Genomic DNA, 24,620 nt, shown 5'->3' on the forward strand with positions numbered 1-24,620 from the left:
GACCTCGATGTCCTGGATGTCGATCATTTCTTTCACCTCCTTGTCCGGATGTGGCGTAGGTGTGGAGCGAAGGCTTTTCGGGATTCCCTTTTCGGTCCCCCCGGATTCGCCGGTGTCGGCCGGTTCTCCCTGCCGATGTCTCTACTGTGCCGGTCCCCAAGGATCACTGGAAGGGCTTTCCGGTGGACGGATTCTGCACTGGCATATCCCGTCCACCTCCACCTGCGGCGCGGAAGGAAAAAGGGGTCACCGAACGACGAAAAGCCGCGTCCGACGGGACGCGGCTTTTCGTAGGGGGCCGGGAGGCGGGGGTGGAGCGGGCTCAGACGCGGGTGGCGGGGAGCCAGCCGTTCTGGACGGCGTGCGCGCCGGCCTGGAAGCGGCTGCGGGCCTCCAGGGCCTCCATGAGTTCGGCGGCGATGCGGCGGGCGGTGCGCGGGGAGACGCCGAGGCGTTTGGCGATGGCCTCGTCGGTGAGGCCCTGGAGGAGCAGGTGGAGGGACTCCCGGTGCTGGCGGGTCAGTCCGTCCATGTTGCGTTCGACGGCGGTGCCCAGCGGGTCGGCGCTCTGCCAGACGCTCTCGAACAGGGCGCACAGTGCGGCGATGGTCCCCTCGTAGGTGAGGACGACCGCGCCGGTCTGGGCGTCGTTGGTGTCGAGCGGGAGGACGACCTCCCGGCGGTCCGAGATGATCATCCGCACCGGCAGGGTGGGAGCGGTGCGGACCTGTCCGCCGTGGCGGTGCAGCCAGTCCACGTGGTCGAGGGTGGGCTGGTGGTTGCGGACGCTGTCGAGGTAGACGGTGCGCATGGTGATGCCCCGGTCCAGGAGCGCGGCGTTGGGGCCGCGGCTGGCCTCGAGGTCGGCGGCGCTGTGGGCCCCGCCGGGCGCGAACGTCATGATCTCGTGGCGGGTGTTGGCGGCCAGCCGGGCCAGCCGGTCGCGTATCTCCTCCGGCCCTTGCAGGCTCTCGGCGCCGGCGGTGGCGCCCCGCGGACGCATCGCCGAGCATTCGGCGATGAGCTGCGCGGCGGCGGCCCGGGAGGCTTCCACCTTCTGCTGGTGGGTGGCCAGTTCGGCCTGCTGGCGGGCCAGCAGCAGTTCCATGGCGTCTTCGGGGTTCAGTGCACGGAACCCGATGCCTTCCTGGGCCGAGGGCTGGACCAGTGCGAGGCCGCTGAGCCGGTCGAGGCAGGCGCGCAGGTCGCTCTCGGGAAGCGCGAGCCGCTGGGCGAGTGCGGTCACCCCGTCCTTGGGGTGGGCGAGCAGTGCCCGGTAGACGCGTTCGGCCTCGGCGTCGAGCCCGAGCAGTTCCAGCATGGCGATACCCCCGGATATTAGTACACGTGCGCCTGTAGGGAACCATATGAAGGCACGAAGTACCTCCTGGTCGGTTTCTGTTTTGGCATAAACAGTCCCCTGTGTCGGCCTGTACTGCGGGGGCGGGCGCTGCCCAGGATGGCCGTATGTATCTCGTGCATGTCCGACTTCGAGCCCCGGATCACACCTCCCTTCCCCCGGACGCGGCACAGCTGTTCCTGGGGTGTGCCCTCGACGGGGAAGGACTGGAGCACGTCAGTGCACACGGTGATGCGGAGGGCGGTCCGGTCGTGGGCTTCTACCTGACGGCGCCCTCACTCGCCCTCGCGGAGCGGGCCGCGTCGGCCGTCTGCCGCCGCGCGCTCCTCGCGCACCCCTCGCTCGCCGGGTTGGACGTGGGGTCGTTCGACGCGGCCCTGGTCCCGCAGTACTGGAACGCGCTCCTGCACTCCGATGGACGGGATATGCAGCTGCAGGATCCGTCCACCACGAACCTCTTCCACCCGTTCTGACGGCCCAGCAGAGTAGGACCATCGGCAGGGGGAACCGGCCGGGAACCGGGCAGGTGCCCGGGGACGTGACAGAAGTGATTGCGCTCTCAGGGGGAACCGATGTCCACGCTCGCCACTCGAATCGCCAAGACCGCGGCCGCGGCCGTCATCGCCGTCGGTGCTCTGGGTGTGGCGCATTCGTTCACCGCGGGGGAGCCGGTGGAATCGCGCCGTTCCTCCGTCTCCGCCTTCGACTTCGGTTCGGTGACCATTTCGCTGGACCCGTCCGACCCGCGGGACAAGTCGGACATCACCGATGTCACCTGGGGTCACTGAGGGGAAGCTCCGGCACGCGTCACCGACCAACGCGTGCGCGGATCGCGCCCCGAAGCCTCCCGCCCCGCCGGAACCCCGCACCGCCCCGCAGTGTCACGCGTAACGCTCCCGCAGTTTGTACTTCAGGACCTTGCGCAGGGCCTCGTTGCGGGGGAGGGCTTCCAGGAGTTCCAGTTGTTCCGGGAGCTTGTGGGTGGCCAGGCCTTGGGTGCGGAGGTAGGCCGTCAGTTGGGGGAGGGTCAGGGGGGCGGCTGTCGGGGGTTGTTCCACCACCGCGCAGACGCGTTCGCCGCGGCTCGGATCGGGGAGGCCGATGACCGCCACGTCCGTGATGCCCGGGAGTTGGTGGAGGAGGTCCTCGATCTCCTTCGCCGAGATGTTCTCGCCCTTGCGGATGATGACGTCCTTGCTGCGGCCGGTGAGGACCAGGTGGCCGTCCTGTGTCAGGTGGCCGAGGTCGCCCGTGACCAGGTAGCCGTCGGGGTCGAAGACCTCCGTCGACTCGTCGCCGTTGAGATAGCCCTGGCAGACGGCCTCGCCCCGGAGTCGGACCTCGCCGTCGGTGTTCGGGGGCAGTTCGGTGCCGTCCGGGGCGGTGATGCGGATGGACATGCCCGCCGGGGGCCGGCCCTCGGTGGTGGCGAGGTTCTCGGCGGTGTCGTCCGGGGCGCCCATGGTGATCATCGGGACCTCGGTCATGCCGTAGCCGTGGGTCAGCTGGCAGCGCAGCTCCCGTACGACCGCGTGGTAGATCTCGGGCGGCTTGGGGGCGCCGCCGCCCGCCAGGAGGCGCAGGGTGGGGATCAGTGGGATGTCCGGGGCCTTGCGTTGCTCGGTGAGGAACATGGAGTAGAAGGCCGTCGATCCGCCGGCCACGGTGACCCCGTGGCGGCGGTACCCGTCGAGGGCGTCCGGCATGGCGAACTTCTCGAAGAGGACGGCGGGGAAGCCGTAGAGCAGCAGCATCACCAGGTAGTCCGGGCCGCCTATGTGCGCGTACGGGAAGGCCATGGAGCCGACGTCGGACGGGTGTAGGCGCAGGGCGTGGGCGAGGCAGGAGCCGCCCGCGATCAGGGAGCGGTCGGTGTGCAGGACGCCCTTGGGGTCCGAGGTGGTGCCGGAGGTCCAGTAGATCCAGCGGACGGAGGTGCCGTCCGCGGGGGGCGGGGGCAGGACCGCGGGGTCGCCGTCGGGGAGGGTCGCGTAGGCCTCGAAGGTGCCGCGCGCGCCGAGGCGGGCGGCCATGGCGGTGTGGTCGAAGCCGCGCCAGGTGCCGGGGACGGCGAAGAGTTCGGCCTTGGATTCGCGGAGGGCGAAGCCGACCTCGCGGTCCCGGTAGAAGGGGATGACGGGGGTCTGGACGGCGCCGATGCGGGCGAGGGCGGCGGAGAGCAGCACGGTCTCGATGCGGGTGGGGAGCTGCCAGGCGACGACGGTGCCGGGGCGCACGCCCATGGCGTGGAGGCCGGCGGCGACGCGTTCGGAGCGGTCGCGCAGTTCGCCGAAGGTGAGCCGGCGGTCGTGTGCGGGGTTCTCGGCGGCTTCGACGAGGGCGGTGGTGTCCGGGGTCAGTGCGGCCCGGCGGGAGATCAGCTCCCACAGGGTTCGGGACCGGCTCAATTCTGTCGCGGTCGCGGTGTCCGTCATCCCAGACCTCCCCATAGCTGACGGATAGTCAGATCAAGCGCAGAGCGTAGAGCGCCGGCGCTTGTCGGTCCAGGGGTGGCGGGGCTAGCTTGTTTCTGACGATCCATCAGATCGATGCATTGGGGAGACTGTCATGGAACTGGGACTGCCTCGGATCATCAGCGTCGACGACCACGTGATCGAGCCCGCGCACCTGTTCGACGTCTGGCTGCCCGCCAAATACCGCGACCGCGGCCCCAAGGCGCTCACCGCCGGCATCGGCGAGCTCGCCTACACCGGCGGCAAGTACGTCATCACCATGGACCCCGACGGCCCGCCGACCGACTGGTGGATCTACGAGGACCTGAAGTTCCCGTACAAGCGCAACATCGCCGCCGTCGGCTTCGACCGCGACGACATGACCCTGGAGGGCATCACCCGCGAGGAGATGCGCCGCGGCTGCTGGGACCCCAAGGCCCGCCTCGCCGACATGGACCTCAATCACGTCGAGGCCTCGCTGTGCTTCCCGACCTTCCCGCGCTTCTGCGGCCAGACCTTCGCAGAGGCCCGGGACAAGGAGGTCGCCCTCGCCTGCGTACGCGCCTACAACGACTGGATGGTCGAGGAGTGGTGCGGCGACAGCGGCGGCAGACTGATCCCGCTGTGCATCATCCCGCTGTGGGACATCGACCTGGCGGTGGCGGAGATCCGGCGCAACGCGGCCCGCGGGGTGAAGGCCGTCACCTTCTCCGAGATCCCCACCTACCTCGGGCTCCCCTCCATCCACACCGGCTACTGGGACCCCTTCTTCGCCGTCTGCCAGGAGACCGGCACGGTGGTCAACATGCACATCGGGTCCAGCTCCCAGATGCCCGCCGCCTCCCCCGACGCACCCCCCGCCGTCCAGGCCTCGCTCAGCTTCAACAACGCGATGGCCTCGATGATGGACTTCCTCTTCAGCGGCGTCCTGGTGAAGTTCCCGACGCTCAAGCTCGCCTACAGCGAAGGCCAGATGGGCTGGATCCCCTACGCCCTGGAGCGGGCCGACGACGTCTGGGAGGAGCACCGCGCCTGGGGCGGGGTCCGCGACCTGATCCCCGAGCCGCCGTCCACGTACTACTACCGGCAGATGTTCTGCTGCTTCTTCCGCGACAAGCACGGGATCGCCTCCCTCGACGTCGTCGGACGCGACAACGCCACCTTCGAGACCGACTACCCGCACGTGGACTCGACCTTCCCGCACACCAAGGAGGTCGCCCTCGACCACGTGAAGGGCCTCGACGACGAGACGATCTACAAGCTGATGCGCGGCAACGCCATCCGCATGCTCGGCCTCGACCTGGACAAGAGCCGCCGCTGATGGACCTGACCTACACCGAGGAGGAGCAGGACTTCCGGGCCCACCTGCGCGAATGGCTCGCCAAGACGCTCCCCGAGCTGCCCGCCAGGCCTTCCCCCGACGACTGGCCGGGCCGGCGCGCCTACGACCTCGGCTGGCAGCGCAGGTTGTACGAGGCCGGGTACGCGGGCCTGCACTGGCCGGTGGACGCGGGCGGCCGCGGGGCCACCCCGACCCAGCACCTGATCTTCCTGGAGGAGACCGAGCGCGCCGGAGCCCCGTACGTCGGCGCGAACTTCGTGGGGTTGCTGCACGCCGGCCCGACGATCGCCGCCGAGGGCACGGCGGCGCAACGGGCGCGCTGGCTGCCGCCCGTCCTGCGCGGCGACGAGGTGTGGTGCCAGGGGTTCAGCGAGCCGGACGCGGGCTCCGACCTGGCCTCCCTGCGGACGCGGGCCGTGCGCGACGGCGACGACTACGTGATCACCGGGTCGAAGATCTGGACCTCGCACGCGGAGGTCGCCGACTGGTGCGAGCTGTTGGTGCGCACCGATCCCGCGGCGCCCAAGCACCGGGGGATCTCCTGGCTGGCCATGCCGATGGACGCGCCGGGCGTGACGGTGCGGCCGCTGCGCACGCTCGCCGGGTCGACGGAGTTCGCGCAGATGTTCCTCGACGAGGTACGGGTCCCGGTCGCCGACCGGGTCGGCGCGGAGAACGACGGCTGGCGCGTCACCATGGTCACGCTGTCCTTCGAGCGCGGCACCGCCTTCGTCGGCGAGGTCGTCGCCTGCCGCCGGACCCTGGGGGAACTGGCCCGGACGGCGAAGGCCAACGGGCGGTGGGACGACCCGGTGCTGCGGCGCAGGCTGGGGCGGCTGTACGGGGAGTTCGGCGCGCTGTGGCGGCTCACCCAGTGGAACGTGAGCGAGGCCGAGCGGTCGGCGGGCGGGGTCCCGGGCATCGGCGGTTCCGTCTTCAAGCTCGCCTACTCGCACGCCCGCCAGGAGCTGTACGACACGGCGGCCGAGGTTCTCGGGGCCGAGTCCCTGGACCTGGAGGAGGGGTGGGTGCTGGACCGGCTCTCGTCCCTCTCGTACACGATCGCGGCGGGCACCTCGCAGATCCAGCGGAACATCGTCGCCGAGCGGATCCTCGGCCTCCCGAAGGGCCGGTGAGGGGCATGGACTTCCAGCCGACCGAGGACCAGAAGGACCTGCGGGCGGGCGTACGGGACCTGCTGGCGGGCCGGTACGGACGCGACGCGCTGCGGGCGTCGGTGGACTCGGGCGTGAGCGTGGACCGCGCGCTGTGGCGGGAGCTCGGCGGTGCGGGCTTCTTCGCGCTGCGCCTGCCGGAATCCGAGGGCGGTGTGGGCCTGGGGCTGCCGGAGGCGGTGCTGGTCTTCGAGGAGGCCGGGCGGGCGCTGGTGCCGGGGCCGCTGGTGGCCACGCACCTGGCCGCCGGGGTGGTCCCGGGGGCGGCGGCGGGGACGGCGGTGGTGAGCGCCTTCGACCTGGGCGGGCCGCTGGTGGCCCACCTGGGGGACGCGGACGCGGTGCTGGGGGCGTCCGGGGTGCCGGCCGGCGAGCCGGTGCGCTCGGTGGACCCGCTGACTCCGCTGCACCGGGTGGCGGTGGCGGGCGACTCCTCGGCGTACCGGGAGGTGGGGGCGCTGCTGACGGCCGCGCTGCAGCTCGGGAGCGCGCTGCGGACGGTGGAGCTGGCGGTGCGGTACGCGGGCGAGCGCGAGCAGTTCGGGCAGCCGATCGGGGCGTTCCAGGCGGTCAAGCACCTGTGCGCGCGGATGCTGGTTCGGGCGGAGGTGGCCCGTACGGCGGTCTACGCGGCGGCGGTGACGGGGGACGCGGGTGAGGTGGCCGGGGCCAAGCTCCTCGCGGACGAGGCGGCGGTCCGGGGCGCCCGGGACTGCCTTCAGGTGCACGGCGGGATGGGCTTCACCTGGGAGGCGGACGTGCACCTGCACCTGAAGCGGGCCTGGGTGCGGGCCGAGCAGTGGCGGACGGCGGCGCAGGCGGAGGAGCTGCTGGCGCGGGAGCTGCTGGGCTCGGCGGGATAGGCCAAGCTCGGCGGGGTAGGTGATCAATGCGGGGGGCCGGCCGGGGGCCCTCGGCGGGCGTCGCTCACTGTGACGCGGAGGCACGGGAGGGACGGCGCGGGACGCATGTCCGATTACAGAGAGTTGATATCGGTTTGTGTCCTTCGCCCGCCTCATTGCGGCCCGGAAGCGGGGGCCTGCTCCGGTACGCTCCCACGAATGCGAGCGGTTGAGCGGCGCAGGCGTCGCACAGTATGCACCACGCCCACTCCTTCGCGCGGGAATATGCCCGAAGCGCTTGTTGTGGTGACTGTACGTCAACCATGCTGCTCCGCAAGGGGATCACATTGGGTGATCCCGTCCCGTCGTGAGGCGAAGTGTCCGCCGGTTCGGATGGTGTGAGCGGTGCAGGTGCTTCAGGTTCAGCTGGAGGTCGGAGCGGATCCCGCCGAGGTCGGCCGGGCCCGCCGGTGGGCACGTTCCCGGTTGGCCGGGTCGGGCATAGGGGACGACGAGCCGCTCGCCGAGACGCTGATCCTGCTGATCTCCGAGCTGGTCACGAACGCGGTCGTGCACACGGGCTGTCCGGCCGTGCTGCGGATGCTGTTCGGGGGGCCGGGGGTGCGGGTCGAGGTGGCCGACACCAGCGACCGGGCGCCGAACCGCCGGCAGGCGTGCGGGGAGGACACGGGCGGGCGCGGCCTGGAGCTGGTCGACGGGCTGGCGGACCGCTGGGGCTGGCAGCGCGAGGGTGCGGGCAAACGGATCTGGTGCGAGATCGACCGCGCGCAGAAATCGACCTCCGACTGCGCCTCCGAGCGACCCTCCGACGGCCCGTCGGAAATTCATACCCCGCCCCGGGAACCGCGCGTGTACCTCTAACGAGGTGTTGACGGTTCGTCACATCTTGATCACCCTGGTGTGGAGCGATTCGACGCGAGGGGACGCCAAGGCAGGCCTTGACGAGTGCGGGTCGTGGGGTGGCGGCTGCCGTGCCGCGCTCGGGGCGTGCATGCGCGCCGCCGCCACCCGCAGCACCTGCACGGCCTCCTCCTGAGGGAGGAGGCCGGACCGGGGTTCACAGGCTCGCGAGAAGGTCTTCGAGCGGGGCCGGTACCTGTTCGGGGTCGAGGGCCTCCACGAGGAGGCGGCCGTAGCGGATCTTGCGGCCCTTCGTCGTGCCGAGGAAGCGCCGCAACTGCTGCTGTCGGGGCCGGCCGCGCTGGGCGGGCTGACGCACGAAGGTCTGCCAGGAGCGGAAGTCGCCCTCGGCCCGCAGGACGTCCTCGATCCGGGTGGTTCCCAGGGCGCGGATCAGTTCGTCCTCCAGGTCCGCCACACAGACGAAGAAGCCCTGCCGGGGCGCCCCGGCCCGCTCCAGCGCGCGGTCGTAGAAGGGCTGCTCGCGTTCGTCGCTCAGACCCGTCAGACGCAGGCCGAGGCCGGGCGGGCCGAGGAGTCCGGTGTAGCGGGCCACGCTCATCGCCCCACCCATCGGTATGACGCACACGCCCTCGGCGGCGAGGTCGCGGCCACGCCGCTCGGCGAGCGCCTCGACGGCCGCGTGGTCGCTGGGCCCTTCCAGCAGCACCGCCGTCCGCACGTCCACGTGGGCGGCCAGCTCGCGCGCGGCCTCGCCGGTACCGCCGCTCGCCCAGTCGCCGACCGCTTCCCGGAATGCCCGCATGTCCGCCATGGGGTGAGTCTGCGCCCTCACCGGCGCCGGGGCACGGAATTTTGCCGGGCGGCCGGCCCCTGGGCCGGCGTGCGAGGCAGGTCAGGTCCCTGAACACCCTTGCCGGCATGTGGTTTTGGCGGGCGGCGGCAGCTGTGCACGGGCGGGCGGGGGGCAGATGGACGAGACGGTCGAAGGGGCGGCGGAGGGCGAGGCGGATGTGGCGGACGTGGCACGCCGTAGACGCGTGCGGCGCGCCACGGTCTGGGGCGGGATCGCCAGTGCGGCCACCGTCGTGCCGCTCGCCGTCGAAGGCCCGGATCACATGCCCTGGTGGCTCAGCACGACGATCGGCCTCGTCATGTGCACGGAGCGGCCGGCGGCGGTGGCGAGGTACGGGCGCCACCGCCGCCGGAACACGCCCTAGCCGTCGGTGCAGATCACGTCGTACGGGCGGCCGATCGCCATCGTCAGCTCGATCGGGTCGGTGGTGCCGGAGGGGCACTCGGACTTCGTCTTGACGAGGCCGAGGACCTTCTGGGCGCCCGAACCGCCGCAGGCGACCTCCTTGGCCTGGGAGGTCACGCAGTCGCCCTTCACCAGTTGGCCGCCGCCGGCGCCCGCGTCGCCGGGGTGGTCGCCCGACAGGTTGCGGCCGCAGACGGTGTTGGTGGGGATGCCGCTCCCCTTGCCGCCGTAGGAGATGCTCACGTCGATCATCAGGTCCGTGCCGGGCGGGCACTGGACCGCGTTCGGGAGGATGCTGGCCTCCTTGATGTCGATGGCCTTGAAGGTGGCCCCGGAGTCGGAGCAGCCCGCCCGCTTGTATCCGTCGGGAGCCTTGGACGTGTCGGGGCCGCCGCAGTCGCCGACCTTCCACGAACTGGAGGTGTCGGAGGAGGACTCGGGGGAGCCGGGGTCCTTGGCCGTGGGCTTGGTGGAGGGGGAGGCGGAGGCGGAGGGGGACGCCGTCGGCTTGCCGTCGTCCTTGCGGAGGGACTGCATGAGGAAGTAGCCGCCGATGATGACCACGGCGAGGACGACGACGGTGACGACGTTGCCGCCCGAGCGGCGCCTGGGGGCAGGTGGCGGCGTTACCTGGTACGGGTTGGCCATGCGAGCTTCTCCTGCGGGGAAGGTGGTGGGGACGGGGCGTGACGCGCGTACGGTGACGCGGCATGTACACCTCATGGTTCCACCGCGTGCGGCTCGCGGGTGGCCGGGGTCCTCCGGGCCGGCGCCGCCGGCCCGTCGGGCTCAGAGGACGGCCACCGGGGCCACGGGGGTGCCGGTGCCGCCGACGAAGGGTTCCGGCATCGCGGAGAGGAGGAACGCGTACCGGTTCTCTTCTGCACAGGCTGTGGACAACTTTTCGAGGTTCCAGTTCTGACCTTGGTGCATGCCCATCTCGACCAGGTGGAGGGCGTGGACCGGGAGCCACAGGTTGTCGATCTCCGGCGGGAAGATCTCGAAGGTCAGGGTGTCGTTCGCGACGGCCGCCACGTCCCGCGCGTGGAACCACTCGGGCGTGCGGACGGACAGCCCGGGCGAGGGGAAGCCGTAGCCGTGCTTGTCGCCCGCCAGGTAGGTCTGGATCTGGCCGGTGCGGACCAGGACGATGTCGCCGGGGCGGACGGTGACCCCACCGAACTCCTCGGCCTCCGTGAGGTCCCCGGGGGTCACCGCGTGGTCGCCGGGCAGCCGGTCCAGCCCCTTGGCGCGCGCGACGTCGAGGAGCACCCCGCGCGAGAGGATGGGGCCGGCCTTGTCGATGCCGCTGAACTCGGCGCGGCCGTGCGCCGTGATGGTGCCGGCCGGGCGGCCGTTGTAGATCTTCCCCGAGTGCGAGACGTGGGTGAGGGCGTCCCAGTGGGTGCCCGCCTGGAGGCCCATGCTCACGGCGTCGTCGCTGCACGCCACGGTGCCGGGCCCGAACAGCTCCTGGTTGATCTGCACCATCGTGTGCAGCGGGTTGATCCGTCCGGGGATCATGCCGACCTGGACCCCGTCCTCCTTGAGCGGGAGCGCGAGCGGGATCCGGCGGCCGGTGCGGATCTCGGCCGCGGCGCCCCGGACCACCTCGTCGGTGATCAGGTTCAGGGTGCCGATCTCGTCGTCGGCGCCCCAGCGTCCCCAGTTGTTGACGTGCTTGGCGATGTCGTGGAACTCGGCGGGCAGGGTCATGGGCGTCGACAGCTCCTTGCGTGGATGCGGCGGTTACGACGGCAACGGGGGCTTGTGCAGGTGTATCTGACTACCCATAGAATCTAACGGTCCGTCAGAAATCGCGGGAAGGGGCCGGACGTGGGGAACTTCTTGGCAGGCAAGGTCGTCGCCGTCACCGGCGCCGGCCGGGGCATCGGGCGGGCCGTGGCACTCGCCGCGGCCGCCGAGGGCGCCAAGGTCGTCGTCAACGACTACGGGGTCGGGATCGAGGGCGCGGAGCCCACCAGCGAGATCGCCGAGGCCGTGGTGAAGGAGATCACCGCCCTCGGCGGGGAGGCCGTCGCCGTCGCCGACGACATCTCCACCATGGCGGGCGGCCAGCGCCTGGTCGACACCGCGCTCGCGCGCTACGGCCGCATCGACGGCGTCGTGTGCGTGGCCGGCATCCTGCGCGAACGGATGCTGTTCAACATGGCCGAGGAGGAGTGGGACCCGGTCATCGCCACCCACCTCAAAGGCACCTTCACCGTCTTCCGTGCCGCCTCCGCCGTCATGCGCAGGCAGGGCTCGGGCACCCTGATCGGCTTCACCAGCGGCAACCACCAGGGCTCCGTCGCCCAGGCCAACTACAGCGCCGCCAAAGGCGGGATCATCTCCCTCGTCCGCTCCGCCGCGCTGGGCCTGGCCAAGTACGGCGTCACGGCCAACGCCGTCGCACCCGTCGCCCGCACCCGCATGTCCGCGAACGTCCCCATGGAGCTCAAGGAGATCGGCGAGCCCGAGGACGTGGCGGCGCTGGTCACCTACCTGCTCAGCGACCGGGCCAAGGCCGAGGACATCACCGGGCAGGTCTACACGATCGCCGGCCCGAAGATCGCCGTCTGGGCGCAGCCGCGCGAGCTGCGCGCCGGATACGCCGACGGCTCCTGGACACCGGAGAAGATCGCCGACTTCCTGCCCGGCACGGTGGGCACCGACCCGATGCCGATGCTCGCGCAACTGGAGGCCATGGCCAAGGCGGCGGCCGCCAAGGACCGCCCCAACGCGTAGGACCGACCGGACAGGACCAGGGGGAGCGGCGTGGACTTCAGCTTCGGGGCCGAGGACGAGGAGCTGCGCGGGCACGCCCGAGCGTGGCTGTCGGAGCACCTCGTGGGCCCGTACGCGCAGGCCGTCGGCCTCGGCGGGCCGGGCAGCGAGCACGAGGGGGCCGGGATCCGGCGGGCGTGGGAGCGCGAGCTCGGCCGGGGCGGCTGGATCGGGCAGGGCTGGGAGGCCGACGGGTGGGGAAATCGGCGGCTGTCCCTGACCGGCCAGGTGGTGTGGGCCGAGGAGTACGCGGCCCTGCGCGCGCCCGGCCGGGTCGGCCACATCGGCGAGAACCTCCTCGCCCCGACCCTCATCGCCCACGGGACGCCCGAGCAGCGGGCCCGCTTCCTGCCCGGCATCGCGCGCGGCGATGAACTGTGGTGCCAGGGCTACAGCGAGCCGGGCGCCGGGTCCGACCTCGCGGGGATCCGGACGGCCGCGGTACGGGACGCGGCCGACGGGCTGTACCGGGTGACCGGGCAGAAGATCTGGACCTCGCTCGCCCACGACGCCGACTGGTGTTTCGTCCTGGCCCGCACCGAGCCCGGCTCGCGCCGCCACCGGGGGCTGTCGTTCCTGCTCGTACGCATGGACCAGCCCGGCCGCGTCGAGGTCCGGCCGATCCGGCAGATGTCGGGCACGAGCGAGTTCAACGAGGTGTTCTTCGACGGGGCGGTCGCGGCGGAGGTCGTCGGCGCCGAGGGCGACGGCTGGACCGTGGCCATGGGCCTGCTCGCCCTGGAGCGGGGGGTCTCGACCCTGGTCCAGCAGATCGGCTTCGCTGCCGAACTGGAGCGCGTACTGGCGTCGTACGCGGCGCGGGCCGCCGCGGGCGCCGAGGACCCCGTCCTGCGCGAGCGCCTCGTCCGCCAGTGGGCCGAGCTGCGCACGATGCGGTGGAACGCGCTGCGGACCCTGGCCCGCGCCGAGGGGGATGCGGGCGCTCCCAGCGTCGCCAAACTGCTGTGGGGCGGCTGGCACCGGCGGCTCGGGGAGCTGGCGGTGGAGGTCCGCGGCGCGGCGGCCACGGCCGGGCCGGCGGGCTGGGCGCCCGGGGTCCCGTACGAACTCGGGCTCGACGAGGAGCAGCGCCTGTTCCTGTTCACCCGTGCCGACACCATCTACGGCGGCTCGGACGAGATCCAGCGGAACATCATCGCCGAGCGCGTGCTCGGCCTGCCTAAGGAGCCCAGGTGAGAGGCGTCGTGTTCGACGGCAAGCAGGCCCAGGTGGTCGACGACCTGGAGATCCGGGACCCGGGGCCGGGGGAGGTGCTGGTCGCGATCGGCGCGGCCGGACTGTGCCACAGCGACCTGTCGGTGATCGACGGGACGATCCCCTTCCCGCCGCCGGTGGTGCTCGGGCACGAGGGCGCCGGGATCGTGGAAGCGGTGGGCGCGGGCGTCACCCACGTGGTGCCCGGCGATCACGTGGCACTGTCCACCCTCGCGAACTGCGGGGCGTGCGCGGACTGCGACCGGGGCCGGCCGACGATGTGCCGCAAGGCGATCGGGATGCCGGGACAGCCGTTCTCGCGGGGCGGGAAGCCGCTGTTCCAGTTCGCCTCCAACTCCGCCTTCGCGGAACGCACGATCGTCAAGGCCGTACAGGCCGTGAAGATCCCGGCCGACATCCCGCCGACCTCGGCGGCGCTCATCGGCTGCGGGGTCCTCACGGGCGTGGGGGCGGTGCTGAACCGGGCGCGGGTGGACCGCGGCGAGACGGTGCTCGTCATCGGTACCGGCGGCATCGGGCTGAACGTGCTGCAGGGGGCCCGGATCGCGGGTGCCACGACGATCGTGGCGGTGGACGCGAACCCGGCGAAGGAGGCGGTGGCCCGGCAGTTCGGCGCCACCCACTTCATCGACGCGTCCGCCGTGGCCGACTCGTCGGCGGCGGTCCGCGAGATCCTGCCGACGGGCGCCGACCACGCCTTCGAGTGCGTGGGCAACGTGAAGCTGATCCGCCAGGCGATCGACCTCCTGGACCGGCACGGGCAGGCGATCCTGCTCGGCGTGCCGGGCTTCAAGGAGGAGGCCTCGTTCCTGGTGTCGTCCATGTACCTGGACAAGACGATCATGGGCTGCCGGTACGGGTCCTCGCGCCCGCAACGCGACATCGCGCTCTACGCCGAGCTCTACCGGCAGGGCAGGCTGCTGCTGGACGAGCTGGTGACGGAGGTCTACCCGGTCGAGGACTTCGCCAAGGCCGTGGACGACGCCCACCACGGGCGGGTGGCGCGCGGGGTGCTCACCTTCTGAGGCGCCGCGGCCCGGGGCCGCGAACGACTCGGCTCCCCCGTCGACGGGAGGTCACCCGTCGGCGGAGGAGCCGTGAACGTGCACCGTGCGACCGTCGGTCGGTCAGCCGATCAGTCGGTCGGACGGTCGATCAGCAGGTCGACCGATCAGTCGAGGACGTCCGGGATCGGGTCGGTGTTGCCGCGCTGCAGCGCCGCCCCGGAGCCGGCGGTCGAACCGAGCGCCCAGTCCATGAGCTTCATCGCGTCCGCGTAGCGCTCCTCGTCGTTCAGCAGGACACCGATGACGGTCTTGCCGTTACGGGTCGCGGAGTAGACGAGGCACTTGCCCGCGGCGGTGCCGGTGCCGGTCTTGACGCCGGTCGCACCCGGGTACGCGTAGCCGGTGGGACGCTCGCGGATCAGCAGGTTGCTGTTGCCCCACGTGGCGTCGGTCGAGGTGCCGCCCGTGCTGTAGGTCGTCGCCGCCACGATCTTCGGGAAGGCGACGCCCGACATCGCGTACTTGGTGAGCTTCGCCAGGTCGCGGGCGGTGGTGAGGTTGTTGCCGGTCGGCGAGATGCCGTCGAAGGAGTCGTAGACCGTCTTGGTCATGCCCAGCGCCTTCGCCTTGGCGTTCATCTGCGCGATGAAGTCCGCCGTGCGGGCCTGGGTGGTCGCGCCCTTGCCGAAGGTGTCGGCGAGCGCGTAGGCCGCGTCGCAGCCCGACGGGAGCATCAGCCCGTACAGCAGCTGGCGGACCGTCGGAGTGGCCCCCACCTTCAGGTGGGCCGAGCTGGCGCCCTCGCGGACGACGTAGTCCGCGTACTCCTGCTTGATGGTGACCTTCTGGTCGTAGTTCAGGTCGGGCGTACGCATCACGACCTGAGCGGCCATGATCTTCGTGGTGCTCGCGCTCTGACGCTGGGTGTCGGCGTCCTTGCTGGTGAGCGTGGCCCCGCTGGTGCCGTCGATCAGGATCGCGCCGGCGGCGGTGACGGGAGGTGCGGCGACCGGGGCCGCCGACGAGCTCGGCGAAGCGGCCACCAGGAGCGCCCCCGTGGCGACCGTGACGGCGATCGCGCCGCGGGTGCGGCGCATCAGGTTCAGTATCAAATCAAATCCCCGCGTATCAGAAGAGGTCCGATGGGGCCGGACCACCGAAGTGACCTTCCCCGTGGGGAGCTTACGCAGCGGATCCGACACCCGGACGACGAAGTGTCCGCGCAGGGGCGGTGAGCCGACCGTTCGGCCTGCTCGGCGGGGGTCCCGTCAGTCGGCGAGGCGCCCGAAGCGGCCCTTGTGGAAGAGGAGCGGTTCGCCTTCGCCGGCCGCGCCCATGGCCACCACCCGGCCCACGACGATGAGGTGGTCCCCGCCGGTGTGAACGGCCTGGATCCGGCAGTCGATCCAGGCCGGCACGGCGTCGAGCTGCGGTGATCCCGTGACGGGGGCGGGGGTGTGGGCCACCCCGGCGAATTTGTCGGCGCCGCTGACGGCGAAGGACCGGCACAGCTCGCCCTGTTCGGCGCCGAGGATGTTGACGCAGAACACCCCGGCGCGGGCGATCCGCGGCCAGGTGGTCGACGTACGGGCCACCATGAACGTGACCAGGGGCGGGTCGAGGGACAGCGAGGCGAAGGACTGGCAGGCGAAGCCGGCCGGTCCCTCCTCGGCCTCGCCGGGCGGCGCGGTGATGACGGTGACCCCGCTGGCGAAGTTCCCGAGCACGGCCCGGAACTCGGCGGGGGACACCGGCGCGCGCTCGTCCTCGCCGACGGCCCGCAGGTCGGGACGCGGCAGGGCGTCGACGGACTCGGGTTCCCGCTGCGCCGAGGCGGAGGTGGGGGAGCCGACTGACCTGAGGTATCGGACGACGGTGGCCGCCATCCCTGCATGTCCCATCACACCGACGATTGAAGCTGACGGATCGTCAGATAGGAAGGGGTGGGCGGGCGTCGGCGCCCGGCACGGAAGCGGTCGTCACCGGGGCCGCCGTCGTCCCCGCCCTGCTGCTGCAGCTCGCGGGGTGACCGTTCGTCGTCTCCCTGGCCTGGATCGCGGGCAGCGGCGTACTGCCCCTGCTGGTGGTGGGCCTGGCGCTGCGCACCACCCGGTCGTGCGGCTTCGTCGCGACGGCGTCGTACGTCACCTCCGGCGTGCTCGCGCGCGCCGTCCTGATCGGCGGGCCGTACGTGTTCGACGGGCCCGCGGAGGACCGGTACGAGCCGTCACGGGTGCAGCAGCCGGGGTACGCCGGCACATGGCGCGGCGAGGGCGGCGGTCCGGGGACGGTACGGGGACGGTACGGGTCCACCCGTTCGGCAGCCCGGCCGCCGCGCCGCGGGCGCTCGTACACCCACACGGGTGAAACCCCCGGCCTCCGTGGGTCCGTACGCCCGGGCGCGGGGGGAGGCTCGGCATCGTGGCAGCGACCTCGTACCGCCGCCGTACCCCCGGGAGGACCCCATGCTCGGTACCGACTTCACCACCGGATCACCCAACTGGCTCGACCTCGGCAGCCCCGACACCGAGGCGGCCGCCGAGTTCTACAACGCCGTCCTCGGCTGGGAGTTCGTCTCCGCCGGGCCCGAGGCGGGCGGGTACGGGTTCTTCCAGGTGGACGGCAAGACCGTCGCCGCGCTCGGGCCGCTCACCGAGGAGGGGGCCACGTCCGCCTGGATGCAGCACTTCATGAGCCCCGACGCCCAGGCCACGGCGGCGGCCGTCACCGCCGGTGGCGGCAAGGTCCGGATGGAGCCCATGGACGTCATGGGAGAGGGCTGGCTCGCCCAGTTCACCGACCCGCAGGGCGCCGAGTTCGCCTGCTGGCAGCCGGGGAAGACCGGCGGACTCCAGCTGACCTCCGCCGACAACACGCTGGTGTGGACGGAGCTCCACGTCGCCGACCCGGTCGCCGCCATCGCCTTCTACGCCGGGCTGTTCGGCTGGCGCAGCGCCGAGATGCCCGCGCCCGGAATGACGTACCGGGTGGTGAGCACCGCCGACGGAGACCAGCAGGACGCCTCCTTCGGTGGGGTCGCCCCCTTCATGGGCGTCGGCGAGGGCGAGAAGGCGCGCTGGGTCCCCTACTTCGCCTCGGCGGACGTCGACGCCACCGTCGCGGCGGCCAAGGCGAACGGCGGCTCGGTCCTCATGCCGGCCACCGACCTCCCCGAGGTCGGCCGCATCGCGTGGCTGGCCGACCCGGCCGGCGCGGTGTTCGCGCTGCTCAAGCCCGACCCGCGGATGTAGTCAGCGGCCGAGGTACTTGGGCGTGCGGCGCTCCACGAAGCTCGCCACGCCCTCGTTCGCGTCGGCGGTGGTCATGTTGATCTCCTGAGCGGTGGCCTCGGCGGCGAGCGCGGCCGCCCGGTCACCGTCCAGGGAGGCATTGACCAGTTGCTTGGTCATGGCCAGCGCCCGGGTGGGCCCCTGGGCCAGCCGCTCGGCCCACTCCCGGGCCGTCGCCTCCAGCTCCCCGGCCGGAACCACCCGGTTGACCAGGCCCAGGCGCTCGGCCTCGACGGCCGGGACGGCGTCGCCGAAGAACATCAGCTCCTTGGCCTTCTGCGGCCCGACGAGCCGGGGGAGCAGATACGCGCCCCCGCCGTCGGGGACCAGGCCGCGCCGGACGAACACCTCGATGAAACGGGCCGCTTCGGCGGCGATCACGAGGTCGCAGGCGAGGGCCAGGTGCGCGCCGATGCCGGCGGCCGTGCCGTTGACGGCGGCGAGGACGGGCTTCTCGCAGTCGAGCACGGCGGTGATCAGGCGCTGCGCGCCGAGGCGGATCATCCGGGCGACATCCCCGGCGACCCGCTCGCCCGCGGGGGCGCCGGGGCTTCCCCGCAGGTCCGCGCCGGCGCAGAAGCCCTTGCCGGTGGCGGTGACGACGACGGCCCGCACGGCCGGGTCGGCGGAGGCCTCGGCGAGCAGCGCGATGACGCGCTCGCGCTGGTCCCAGGTGACGGCGTTCATGGCCTCGGGACGGTTGAGGGTGATCCAGGCGACGCCGTTGTCGATGCGGTGGAGGACTTCGTCCATGCGTGAACTCCCGTTCGGCGGGCGAGGCTGAGACCTCCAGCCTCGCCGGCGTTTGAGGCGCGGGTCCGGGCGGAGCCCGGGAAGCGGCGAAGGGGCGGGGCGGGGAGTGGCTCCGCGCAGCGGGGCCGCGGGGCGAGCGCAGCGTCAGCGGCAGATGGCGAGGGCGTCCAGGGCTACCGCTCCCTGACCGCGAGGGAGCACCATCAGCGGGTTGATGTCCAGCTCGGACAGTTCGTCGCCCAGTTCCAGGGCCATCCGCTGGATGCGGAGCACGACCTCCACCAGGGCGTCCACATCGGCCGGGGGTGCCCCCCGTACGCCCTCCAGCAGTGCGTGCCCGCGCAGCTCCCGCAGCATCGCCCGCGCCTGGTCCTCGCCGAACGGCGGCACGCGGACCGCCGCGTCGTGCAGGACCTCCACCAGGACCCCGCCCAGCCCGACGGTGACGGTGGGTCCGAAGAGGTCGTCCTGGGTCACGCCGACGACCATCTCCACGCCCCGCTCCACCATCTGGCAGACCAGGATCCCGTCGAGCGGCACGTTCTCGTAGCGCGCGATGTCGGTGAGCTCCCGGTACGCGTCGCGGATCTGGCTCGCCGAGGTGAGGCCGATCTTCACGAGGCCGAGCTCCGTCTTGTGGCCCAGCTGCGGGCCCGAGGCCTTCATCACCACCGGGTAGCCGACCAGCCCGGCGGCGCGGACGGCCGCCGCCGCGCTGGTCACGAGCTGCTCGCGGGGGACCCGTATCCCGTAGGCGCGCAGGAGCTGTTTCGCCGCGTGCTCGCTGAGCTGCTGCGACGGCCGCATGAGGGCCTGCGCCTTGCGGTACGAGGGCGAGGGCGTGCGCGGTGCGTCCTCGAAGGGGGAGCGGTAGCCGGCGGTGAAGCGGTGGTGGCCGAGGTAGGCGCGGACGGCGGTGATGCAGTTGCCGAAGGTACGGAAGGTGGCCACGCGGGAGGAGCCGAGGAGGGTGGTGCGGTAGGCGTCCTCGGTGCCGACGGGGGAGCCCCAGATCACGCAGATCAGCTTGTCGCTCTGCTCGGCCGCGTCCACCAGGTCCTGGGCTAGCTTGTCGCTCATGGGCGGGAAGGGGCCGGTGATCGGGCAGATCAGGACGCCCACCTCGGGGTCGGCGAGGATCGCGTCGATGATCTTGCGGCCGCGCCAGTCGCCGACGGGGTGGCCGCCGTTGTCGACGGGGTTGGCGACGTTCAGGTAGCCGGGGATCCACTGGTGGAGTTCGTCCTGCTTGGCCTGCGACAAGGTCGGCAGGGTCAGGCCGGCCTCCGTGGCCAGGTCGGAGAAGTGGGCCCCGGTGCCGCCGGAGATGGAGTAGACGACGACCCCGTCGGCCTGGGGCTTACGGGCTCGGGCGAGCAGGGCGGCGGTGTCCTGGAGCTCGTCGAGGCCGTCGACGCGGATGACGCCGAACTGGCGCATGGCGGCGTCGACGACGGTGTCGGCCCCGGTCAGCTTCCCGGTGTGGGAGGCGGCCATGCGGGCGCCGGTCTCGGTGCGGCCGACCTTGACGGCGACGACGGGGACGCCGTTGCGTGCGGCCCGGTCGGCGGCGAGCAGGAACGACCGGCCGTCCTTGAGGCCTTCCACGTAGCAGGCGATGGCGCCGACCTCGGGCTGCTCGGCGAAGTAGGAGATGAAGTCGGAGGTCTCCAGGTCCGCCTCGTTGCCGGTGGGCGCCCAGTGGGAGAGGCGGATGCCCAGCTCCTGCAGGGTGTAGACGGGTCGGCCCTGGTGGCCGGACTGGGTGATGAGGGCGATCGCCGGGCCGTCGAGGTCCTCGCGGAACTTCTCGAAGGCGTTGAGATTGGTGTTGGGTCCCAGCAGGCGCAGGCCGGAGCCCCGGACGGCGGCGCCGAGCCGCTCCTGGGCGGCGGCGCCGGCGTCGCCGGTCTCGGCGAAGCCGGAGGCGAAGGCGACCGCGAACTTGACCTTGGTCTCCGCCAGTTCCTCGATGACGGGGAGCGGGTCGGCGACGAGGAGGACGGCGAGGTCCACCTGTTCGGGCAGGTCGGCCACGGAGGCGTGGCAGGTCAGGCCGAAGACGGTGGGGCGGGTGGGGTGCACGGGGTGGATCCGGGCGCCGACGCGTTCCGCCCAGGCGATGAGCTGGCGGGTGATGCCGGTGTTCGGTCGGCCCTCCGCGTCGGAGGCGCCGATGACGGCCACGGAATCGGGCCGGAAGAACCGGTCCAGGTCGGGCACGTCGGCGTGCAGCGGTCGTCCGCTGACGTCCAGGGGGACCGCGTCGTCGGCGGATGGGGCCGCCGACGAGTGGACGGCGGTCCTGGGAGACTCCCCGCAGGCCTCGACACGTGCGCGGAAGTCGGTGGTGAGGGTGCCGTGAGTAGATCCAAGCATCGTTGCCGCCCACTCCTGCTCGATGAACCTCGATGGAACTCAATAACTGACGTGTAGTCAGATTACTGAACTGACGTGCCGTCAGGAACAGGGCTGCGCAGGAAAGGTGTGGAGGTGGTGTGGTGAAGTGAACGGTGACAGATCCCGCGGGCGCCGGTCCAGGGCGCGATTCGGCCGACCGGGGCGGCGGGGCGGCGGGGCGGCGAGGCGGCGAGGCGGCGGGGCGGCCGGGGCGGGTCGGCCCGCCCTCCGGCCGCCGCGGCTCAGGTGTGCCAGAGGGCGAACAGCCCGACGAAGAAGAGCAGGGCGAACATCGGAACCCACCACGGCGCGGATCCCGCCTCCCGCGTCGAGCGCGACACGCGGGCCAGCAGCCGGGCGTTCAGCAGCCCGGCGGTCAGGCAGTAGAGCAGCCAGAGCGGCTCGAACAGCCAGGCGGGGGACTCGAAGTAGATGCCGTAGCCGAGCAGCAAGGTGTCGGCCTGGGTGACGACGAGGAAGAGGTGCACGACGAGGAGCCAGGGCATCGTCAGCACCACGGCGATGTTGCGGATCAGCCAACCGTCCTCGCCGAGCCCGACGCCACCTGCCGTCGACCACACCGCGCAGACGGTGAGCAGCACCAGGTACCAGCGGGACAGCGGCTCGCTCCATGCGGTCCTGACGGTCTCCCGGATCCGGGAGGCCGGAGCGCCCGGGCCGGCCGGCTTCACGCGGCGCCCTTTGCCGCCCGGCGGGCGACCGCCTTGGCGATCTTCTCCGCGTCCATGGCCATCTCGCGGAACATGCCGCTGATGGGGTTCGAGAAGCCCGTGAAGTACAGGCCGGGAGCCTGCTCGGGGGTGCGGGCGCCGTGCGTACGCGGGCGGCCGCGCTCGTCGAGCACCCCCAGGTGGCCGACCAGCTCCTCCAGGGCGCGGCGGTAGCCGGTCGCCGCGATCACCGCGTCCGGGGTGATCCGCGAGCCGTCCGCGAGCACCACCTCGGCGCCGTCGAAGGCCTCGACGGCCGCCACCGGCTCCACCGTGCCGCCGCGGACCGCGTCGATCAGACCGACGTCCTGAACCGGTATCGACCCCTGCTTCACCCTGCTGTACAGGCCGGTGGTCGGGCGCGGAAGCCCGTACGCCGACAGGTCCGGTACGGAGGCCTTCGCGACGAGCGCGCCCAGCCGGTCCACGAGCCGCGCGGGCAACCGGCGTACGAGGATCCCGCTGCGCTGGGCCGGCCAGCCGGCGGTGGAGCGGCGCATGATGTGCGGCGCGGTGCGCACGGCGAGCCGCACCCGCGCCGCGCCGCCCTCGACGAGGTCGACGGCTATCTCGGCGCCGGTGTTGCCGACGCCGACGACGAGGACGTCCTGGCCGGCGTACGGCTGGGGGTTGCGGTACTCGCGGGCGTGCAGCAGCCGGCCCTCGTACGTGTCCCGGCCCGGCCAGTCGGGGAGTGCCGGCGTGTGGTTGTACCCGGTGGCGATGACGACGGCCGCGGCCGCCAGCTCCCGGCCGCCGCTGGCGTGCAGGATCCAGCCGTCCCCGTCCCCGTTCCCGCCCCCGGCCCCGTTGCCGCTCTCGCCGTCGGGGCCGGAGGTGGCGGGCTCGATCCGGGTCACCTCCACACCGGTGACCAGCTCCAGCTCGTGGAACTCGGCGTACTTCTCCAGATAGCGCACGACGTCGTCGCGGGAGACCCAGCGCCCGAAGCGGCGCGGCATGGGCAGACCCGGGAGGGCGGAGAGCCGGCGCGTGGTGTGCAGGCGCAGCCGGTCGTAGTGCCGCCGCCAGGACGCGCCGACCCCATCGGACTTCTCGACGACCACCGCGCGTACCCCGCGGGCGCGCAGCGCGGCGGCCGCGGCGAGGCCGCCGGGGCCGGCCCCGATGACGTACACGGGGCGGGGCTGGGTGGTCATGTCGGGTGCTGTGGGGTCTCCGGGCATGAGGTGTGATCGTATCGCCACGCTGGGTTCATGGGTCTCGGTCGGGCGGGGAATCGATTGCGGATCGATCACGGGCGCGCGCGGCGCCCGTGGCGGCGCGGACCCGAGGCCGGCCGGGGCCTTGCGCGATCGCTCCGGATCCGCTGAACTGACGTACCGTCAGATAGAGCGTGCGCGTCGATCGCGAGAGGGGTGGGGGCCGCCGATGCAGACCATCTGGCTCAGTGGGGCCGAATGGCTCGCCGTGCTCCGGATAGGCCTCGGCCTGTGGTGGCTGGAGAGCTGGCGGCACAAGGACAAGAAGGGCTGGTTCGAGCGCGGCACCGGCATCGCCTGGGCCGCCGACGTCGCTGGCAAACACCGCTGGACCTTCGTCAAGGGCGGCTTCGAACTGGTCGTCGCACCACGGCCGAAGGCGATGGCCTACATCGTCGTCTACGCGGAACTCGCCCTCGGGCTCGGCCTCGTAATCGGCTTCCTGACCCCGGTCGCACTGATCGGCGGACTCCTGCTGAACCTGCTCTACCTGGTCCTGATGATCCACGACTGGGCCGAGCAGGGCCAGAACGCGATGATGGCGCTCATCTCGCTCGTCGCGCTCCTCGCCATGTCCTGGCAGACCTGGTCCCTCGACGCGTCGATCGGACTCTTCCTGTGAGCGGCACCGCGCGGTACGACCTCCCCGAGGCGGACGACTTCACCCGCCCCTACTGGGACGCGGCGGCCGAGGACCGGCTCCTGCTGCGGCGCTGCGCCGACTGCGGACGGGCCCACCACTACCCGCGCGAGTTCTGCCCGTTCTGCTGGGCGGGCGAGGACCGCGTGACGTGGGAGACGGCGAGCGGCCGGGCGACCCTCTACACGTGGTCGGTGATCCACCGCAACGACCTCCCGCCGTTCGGCACGCGCGTCCCCTACACGGCGGCGGTCGTCGACCTCGCCGAAGGCCCGCGGATGATGACCGAGGTGGTGGACTGCGAGGCGGCGGACCTGCGCATCGGCATGCCGCTGACGGTCACCTTCCGCGAGGCGGCGGACGGGGTGTGGGTGGCGGTCTTCCGGCCCGCGCCACCGCGCTGACGGCCGGCGGCCGTCAGCCGACGGTCAGGGCCAGAGCAGCTCGCGCTCCCAGGACCCGTCGGCGGTACGGGAGTACCGCAGGCGGACGTGCCGGCGCGCGGCGTCCCCCTGGAAGAACTCCACCTCGACGGGTTCCAGTACGTACCGCGTCCAGGTCGGAGCCGGCGCGTCCGGCTCGGCCCCGGCCCGCTCCCAGGCCGCCGCCGAGACCCGCGCCAGCTCCTCCACGGAACCGAGCACCTCGCTCTGCCGGCCGGTCAGCGCGGCGGCGAGCGCACCGCGCGAGCGGACCGCCAGGTCCGCCCTGCTCTCCTCGGGCCCGCAGGCGGTGACCCGACCCCGGACGCGGACCTGACGGCCCACGCTCGGCCAGTAGAACCCGAGCGCCGCCTCCGGCCGCCCGGCCAACTGCACGCCCTTGGCGCTGGTGGCGTGCGAGGCGAAGTGCCAGCCGCGCGCGTCGACGTCGTGCAGCATCAGCGTCCGCACATCGGGCCGCCCCTGCCCGTCCACCGTCGCCAGACTCATGGTGTGCGGCTCCAACTGCCCCGCCCGCGCGGCATGCACGAACCACTCCCGGAAGAGCGTCAAGGGCTCACCGGGCGCGGCTCCGGGATCGAACCCGGGGAGCGGGCAGTCCCACACGCGCAGGGAATGCAGGGTGGCACGGAACGCGTCGGGGCTGCTCTGACTGTCTTCGCTGCTCATGAACCCCATGGAACAGCAGGGCGGGGGCGGTGGGCCAGGGGATCGGGTGGCGGTGCGAGGCGGGGCGTGGGCTTCGGGGAGCGGGGGCCGGTGGGGCGGGGTCGGGGAAGGGAAGGGGGGGGGCTT

At 72.2% G+C, this 24,620-nt stretch carries 26 protein-coding genes; 13 read left to right on the forward strand and 13 right to left on the reverse strand.

Going from position 1 to position 24,620, the window contains the following annotated elements:
• Positions 1 to 322: 322 nt before the first annotated feature.
• Entirely contained in the window at positions 323 to 1,321 is a 999-nt protein-coding gene (locus AB8A24_RS03615) for a LuxR C-terminal-related transcriptional regulator (protein ID WP_328962833.1), read from the reverse strand.
• 146 nt (positions 1,322 to 1,467) lie between these two features.
• Between AB8A24_RS03615 and AB8A24_RS03620 the strand changes: the two genes are divergently transcribed.
• Together AB8A24_RS03620 and AB8A24_RS03625 are read left to right on the forward strand one after the other, a co-directional pair.
• A complete protein-coding gene (locus tag AB8A24_RS03620) occupies positions 1,468 to 1,833 on the forward strand; it encodes a hypothetical protein (RefSeq protein WP_328962834.1) in 366 nt (121 codons plus the stop codon).
• A 99-nt stretch (positions 1,834 to 1,932) separates the two neighbouring features.
• On the forward strand, positions 1,933 to 2,148 hold the full coding sequence (locus AB8A24_RS03625) for a hypothetical protein (RefSeq protein WP_328962835.1): 216 nt from the start codon (positions 1,933 to 1,935) through the stop codon (positions 2,146 to 2,148).
• Positions 2,149 to 2,241: 93 nt separating this feature from the next.
• Here the strand turns inward: AB8A24_RS03625 and AB8A24_RS03630 are convergent, their stop codons facing one another.
• Positions 2,242 to 3,795, reverse strand: a complete 1,554-nt coding sequence (locus tag AB8A24_RS03630; RefSeq protein WP_369474659.1) for an AMP-binding protein — start codon at positions 3,793 to 3,795, stop codon at positions 2,242 to 2,244.
• Positions 3,796 to 3,928: 133 nt separating this feature from the next.
• On the opposite strand from AB8A24_RS03630, the gene AB8A24_RS03635 reads away from it, so the two are divergent.
• The 4 genes from AB8A24_RS03635 (at position 3,929) to AB8A24_RS03650 (ending at position 8,054) form a co-directional block, all read left to right on the forward strand.
• A complete protein-coding gene (locus AB8A24_RS03635; protein WP_328962837.1) occupies positions 3,929 to 5,134 on the forward strand; it encodes an amidohydrolase family protein in 1,206 nt (401 codons plus the stop codon).
• Positions 5,134 to 6,291: an acyl-CoA dehydrogenase gene (locus AB8A24_RS03640; protein WP_328962838.1), complete on the forward strand. Its 1,158-nt coding sequence runs from the start codon at positions 5,134 to 5,136 to the stop codon at positions 6,289 to 6,291. Before AB8A24_RS03635 ends, AB8A24_RS03640 begins: the two co-directional genes overlap by 1 nt.
• Before the next feature lie 5 nt (positions 6,292 to 6,296).
• Positions 6,297 to 7,193 (forward strand): acyl-CoA dehydrogenase family protein, encoded by an 897-nt coding sequence (locus AB8A24_RS03645; RefSeq protein WP_369474661.1) that lies wholly within the window; start codon positions 6,297 to 6,299, stop codon positions 7,191 to 7,193.
• A gap of 384 nt (positions 7,194 to 7,577) precedes the next feature.
• On the forward strand, positions 7,578 to 8,054 hold the full coding sequence (locus AB8A24_RS03650; RefSeq protein WP_328962840.1) for an ATP-binding protein: 477 nt from the start codon (positions 7,578 to 7,580) through the stop codon (positions 8,052 to 8,054).
• Positions 8,055 to 8,250: 196 nt separating this feature from the next.
• Here AB8A24_RS03650 and AB8A24_RS03655 read toward each other — a convergent pair whose 3' ends face one another.
• The gene (locus tag AB8A24_RS03655; RefSeq protein ID WP_328962841.1) at positions 8,251 to 8,868 is read right to left on the reverse strand and encodes a TOPRIM nucleotidyl transferase/hydrolase domain-containing protein; all 618 of its coding nucleotides are present in this window, start codon (positions 8,866 to 8,868) and stop codon (positions 8,251 to 8,253) included.
• Positions 8,869 to 9,025: 157 nt separating this feature from the next.
• On the opposite strand from AB8A24_RS03655, the gene AB8A24_RS03660 reads away from it, so the two are divergent.
• Positions 9,026 to 9,274, forward strand: a complete 249-nt coding sequence (locus AB8A24_RS03660) for a hypothetical protein (protein WP_369474664.1) — start codon at positions 9,026 to 9,028, stop codon at positions 9,272 to 9,274.
• Here AB8A24_RS03660 and AB8A24_RS03665 read toward each other — a convergent pair.
• Both AB8A24_RS03665 and AB8A24_RS03670 read right to left on the reverse strand, forming a co-directional pair.
• Positions 9,271 to 9,963: a hypothetical protein gene (locus AB8A24_RS03665; RefSeq protein ID WP_328962843.1), complete on the reverse strand. Its 693-nt coding sequence runs from the start codon at positions 9,961 to 9,963 to the stop codon at positions 9,271 to 9,273. The two genes, AB8A24_RS03660 and AB8A24_RS03665, sit on opposite strands and share 4 nt — an antisense overlap.
• Positions 9,964 to 10,104: 141 nt before the next feature.
• Positions 10,105 to 11,031 (reverse strand): cyclase family protein, encoded by a 927-nt coding sequence (locus AB8A24_RS03670; RefSeq protein ID WP_369474666.1) that lies wholly within the window; start codon positions 11,029 to 11,031, stop codon positions 10,105 to 10,107.
• Between the two features lie 120 nt (positions 11,032 to 11,151).
• Here AB8A24_RS03670 and AB8A24_RS03675 point away from each other — a divergent pair, with 120 nt between their 5' ends.
• Genes AB8A24_RS03675 through AB8A24_RS03685 form a run of 3 tightly spaced genes read left to right on the forward strand, consistent with a single transcriptional unit; the run spans position 11,152 to position 14,363 of the window.
• Positions 11,152 to 12,063, forward strand: coding sequence for an SDR family NAD(P)-dependent oxidoreductase (locus tag AB8A24_RS03675; protein WP_030731961.1), 912 nt, complete (start codon positions 11,152 to 11,154; stop codon positions 12,061 to 12,063).
• Between the two features lie 30 nt (positions 12,064 to 12,093).
• A complete protein-coding gene (locus tag AB8A24_RS03680; RefSeq protein WP_328962845.1) occupies positions 12,094 to 13,299 on the forward strand; it encodes an acyl-CoA dehydrogenase family protein in 1,206 nt (401 codons plus the stop codon).
• A complete protein-coding gene (locus tag AB8A24_RS03685; protein ID WP_369474668.1) occupies positions 13,296 to 14,363 on the forward strand; it encodes a Zn-dependent alcohol dehydrogenase in 1,068 nt (355 codons plus the stop codon). Before AB8A24_RS03680 ends, AB8A24_RS03685 begins: the two co-directional genes overlap by 4 nt.
• A 146-nt stretch (positions 14,364 to 14,509) precedes the next feature.
• Here the strand turns inward: AB8A24_RS03685 and AB8A24_RS03690 are convergent, their stop codons facing one another.
• The 3 genes from AB8A24_RS03690 to AB8A24_RS03700 all read right to left on the reverse strand — a co-directional run bounded on the left by AB8A24_RS03690 (position 14,510) and on the right by AB8A24_RS03700 (position 16,700).
• Positions 14,510 to 15,442 carry a D-alanyl-D-alanine carboxypeptidase gene (locus tag AB8A24_RS03690; RefSeq protein WP_328962847.1) on the reverse strand — a complete coding sequence of 311 codons (933 nt, stop codon included), beginning with the start codon at positions 15,440 to 15,442 and terminating at the stop codon, positions 14,510 to 14,512.
• Positions 15,443 to 15,613: 171 nt separating this feature from the next.
• Positions 15,614 to 16,231, reverse strand: a complete 618-nt coding sequence (locus AB8A24_RS03695) for a flavin reductase family protein (protein WP_328965937.1) — start codon at positions 16,229 to 16,231, stop codon at positions 15,614 to 15,616.
• Positions 16,232 to 16,274: 43 nt separating this feature from the next.
• Positions 16,275 to 16,700 carry a hypothetical protein gene (locus tag AB8A24_RS03700; protein ID WP_369474670.1) on the reverse strand — a complete coding sequence of 142 codons (426 nt, stop codon included), beginning with the start codon at positions 16,698 to 16,700 and terminating at the stop codon, positions 16,275 to 16,277.
• A gap of 110 nt (positions 16,701 to 16,810) precedes the next feature.
• Here AB8A24_RS03700 and AB8A24_RS03705 point away from each other — a divergent pair, with 110 nt between their 5' ends.
• Positions 16,811 to 17,596, forward strand: coding sequence for a VOC family protein (locus AB8A24_RS03705; RefSeq protein ID WP_266384167.1), 786 nt, complete (start codon positions 16,811 to 16,813; stop codon positions 17,594 to 17,596).
• Here the strand turns inward: AB8A24_RS03705 and AB8A24_RS03710 are convergent, their stop codons facing one another.
• The 4 genes from AB8A24_RS03710 to AB8A24_RS03725 all read right to left on the reverse strand — a co-directional run bounded on the left by AB8A24_RS03710 (position 17,597) and on the right by AB8A24_RS03725 (position 22,679).
• Positions 17,597 to 18,388 carry an enoyl-CoA hydratase/isomerase family protein gene (locus AB8A24_RS03710; protein ID WP_369474672.1) on the reverse strand — a complete coding sequence of 264 codons (792 nt, stop codon included), beginning with the start codon at positions 18,386 to 18,388 and terminating at the stop codon, positions 17,597 to 17,599. It lies immediately after the preceding gene.
• Positions 18,389 to 18,532: 144 nt separating this feature from the next.
• Positions 18,533 to 20,767, reverse strand: a complete 2,235-nt coding sequence (locus AB8A24_RS03715; protein ID WP_369474673.1) for an acetate--CoA ligase family protein — start codon at positions 20,765 to 20,767, stop codon at positions 18,533 to 18,535.
• Positions 20,768 to 21,030: 263 nt separating this feature from the next.
• Positions 21,031 to 21,480, reverse strand: coding sequence for a hypothetical protein (locus AB8A24_RS03720; RefSeq protein WP_369474675.1), 450 nt, complete (start codon positions 21,478 to 21,480; stop codon positions 21,031 to 21,033).
• Complete coding sequence (locus tag AB8A24_RS03725; protein ID WP_369474676.1) at positions 21,477 to 22,679, reverse strand: flavin-containing monooxygenase; 1,203 nt, start codon at positions 22,677 to 22,679, stop codon at positions 21,477 to 21,479. The genes AB8A24_RS03720 and AB8A24_RS03725 overlap by 4 nt, the downstream gene beginning before the upstream one ends.
• Positions 22,680 to 22,911: 232 nt before the next feature.
• Here AB8A24_RS03725 and AB8A24_RS03730 point away from each other — a divergent pair, with 232 nt between their 5' ends.
• Together AB8A24_RS03730 and AB8A24_RS03735 are read left to right on the forward strand one after the other, a co-directional pair.
• Positions 22,912 to 23,364, forward strand: a complete 453-nt coding sequence (locus tag AB8A24_RS03730; RefSeq protein ID WP_369474677.1) for a DoxX family protein — start codon at positions 22,912 to 22,914, stop codon at positions 23,362 to 23,364.
• On the forward strand, positions 23,361 to 23,786 hold the full coding sequence (locus AB8A24_RS03735) for a Zn-ribbon domain-containing OB-fold protein (RefSeq protein WP_328962854.1): 426 nt from the start codon (positions 23,361 to 23,363) through the stop codon (positions 23,784 to 23,786). The genes AB8A24_RS03730 and AB8A24_RS03735 overlap by 4 nt, the downstream gene beginning before the upstream one ends.
• 24 nt (positions 23,787 to 23,810) lie before the next feature.
• Here AB8A24_RS03735 and AB8A24_RS03740 read toward each other — a convergent pair whose 3' ends face one another.
• Positions 23,811 to 24,494: a pyridoxal 5'-phosphate synthase gene (locus AB8A24_RS03740; RefSeq protein WP_328962855.1), complete on the reverse strand. Its 684-nt coding sequence runs from the start codon at positions 24,492 to 24,494 to the stop codon at positions 23,811 to 23,813.
• Positions 24,495 to 24,620 lie beyond the last annotated feature (126 nt).

The organism is Streptomyces sp. BF23-19 (assembly GCF_041106355.1).
Classification (GTDB): domain Bacteria; phylum Actinomycetota; class Actinomycetes; order Streptomycetales; family Streptomycetaceae; genus Streptomyces; species Streptomyces virginiae_A.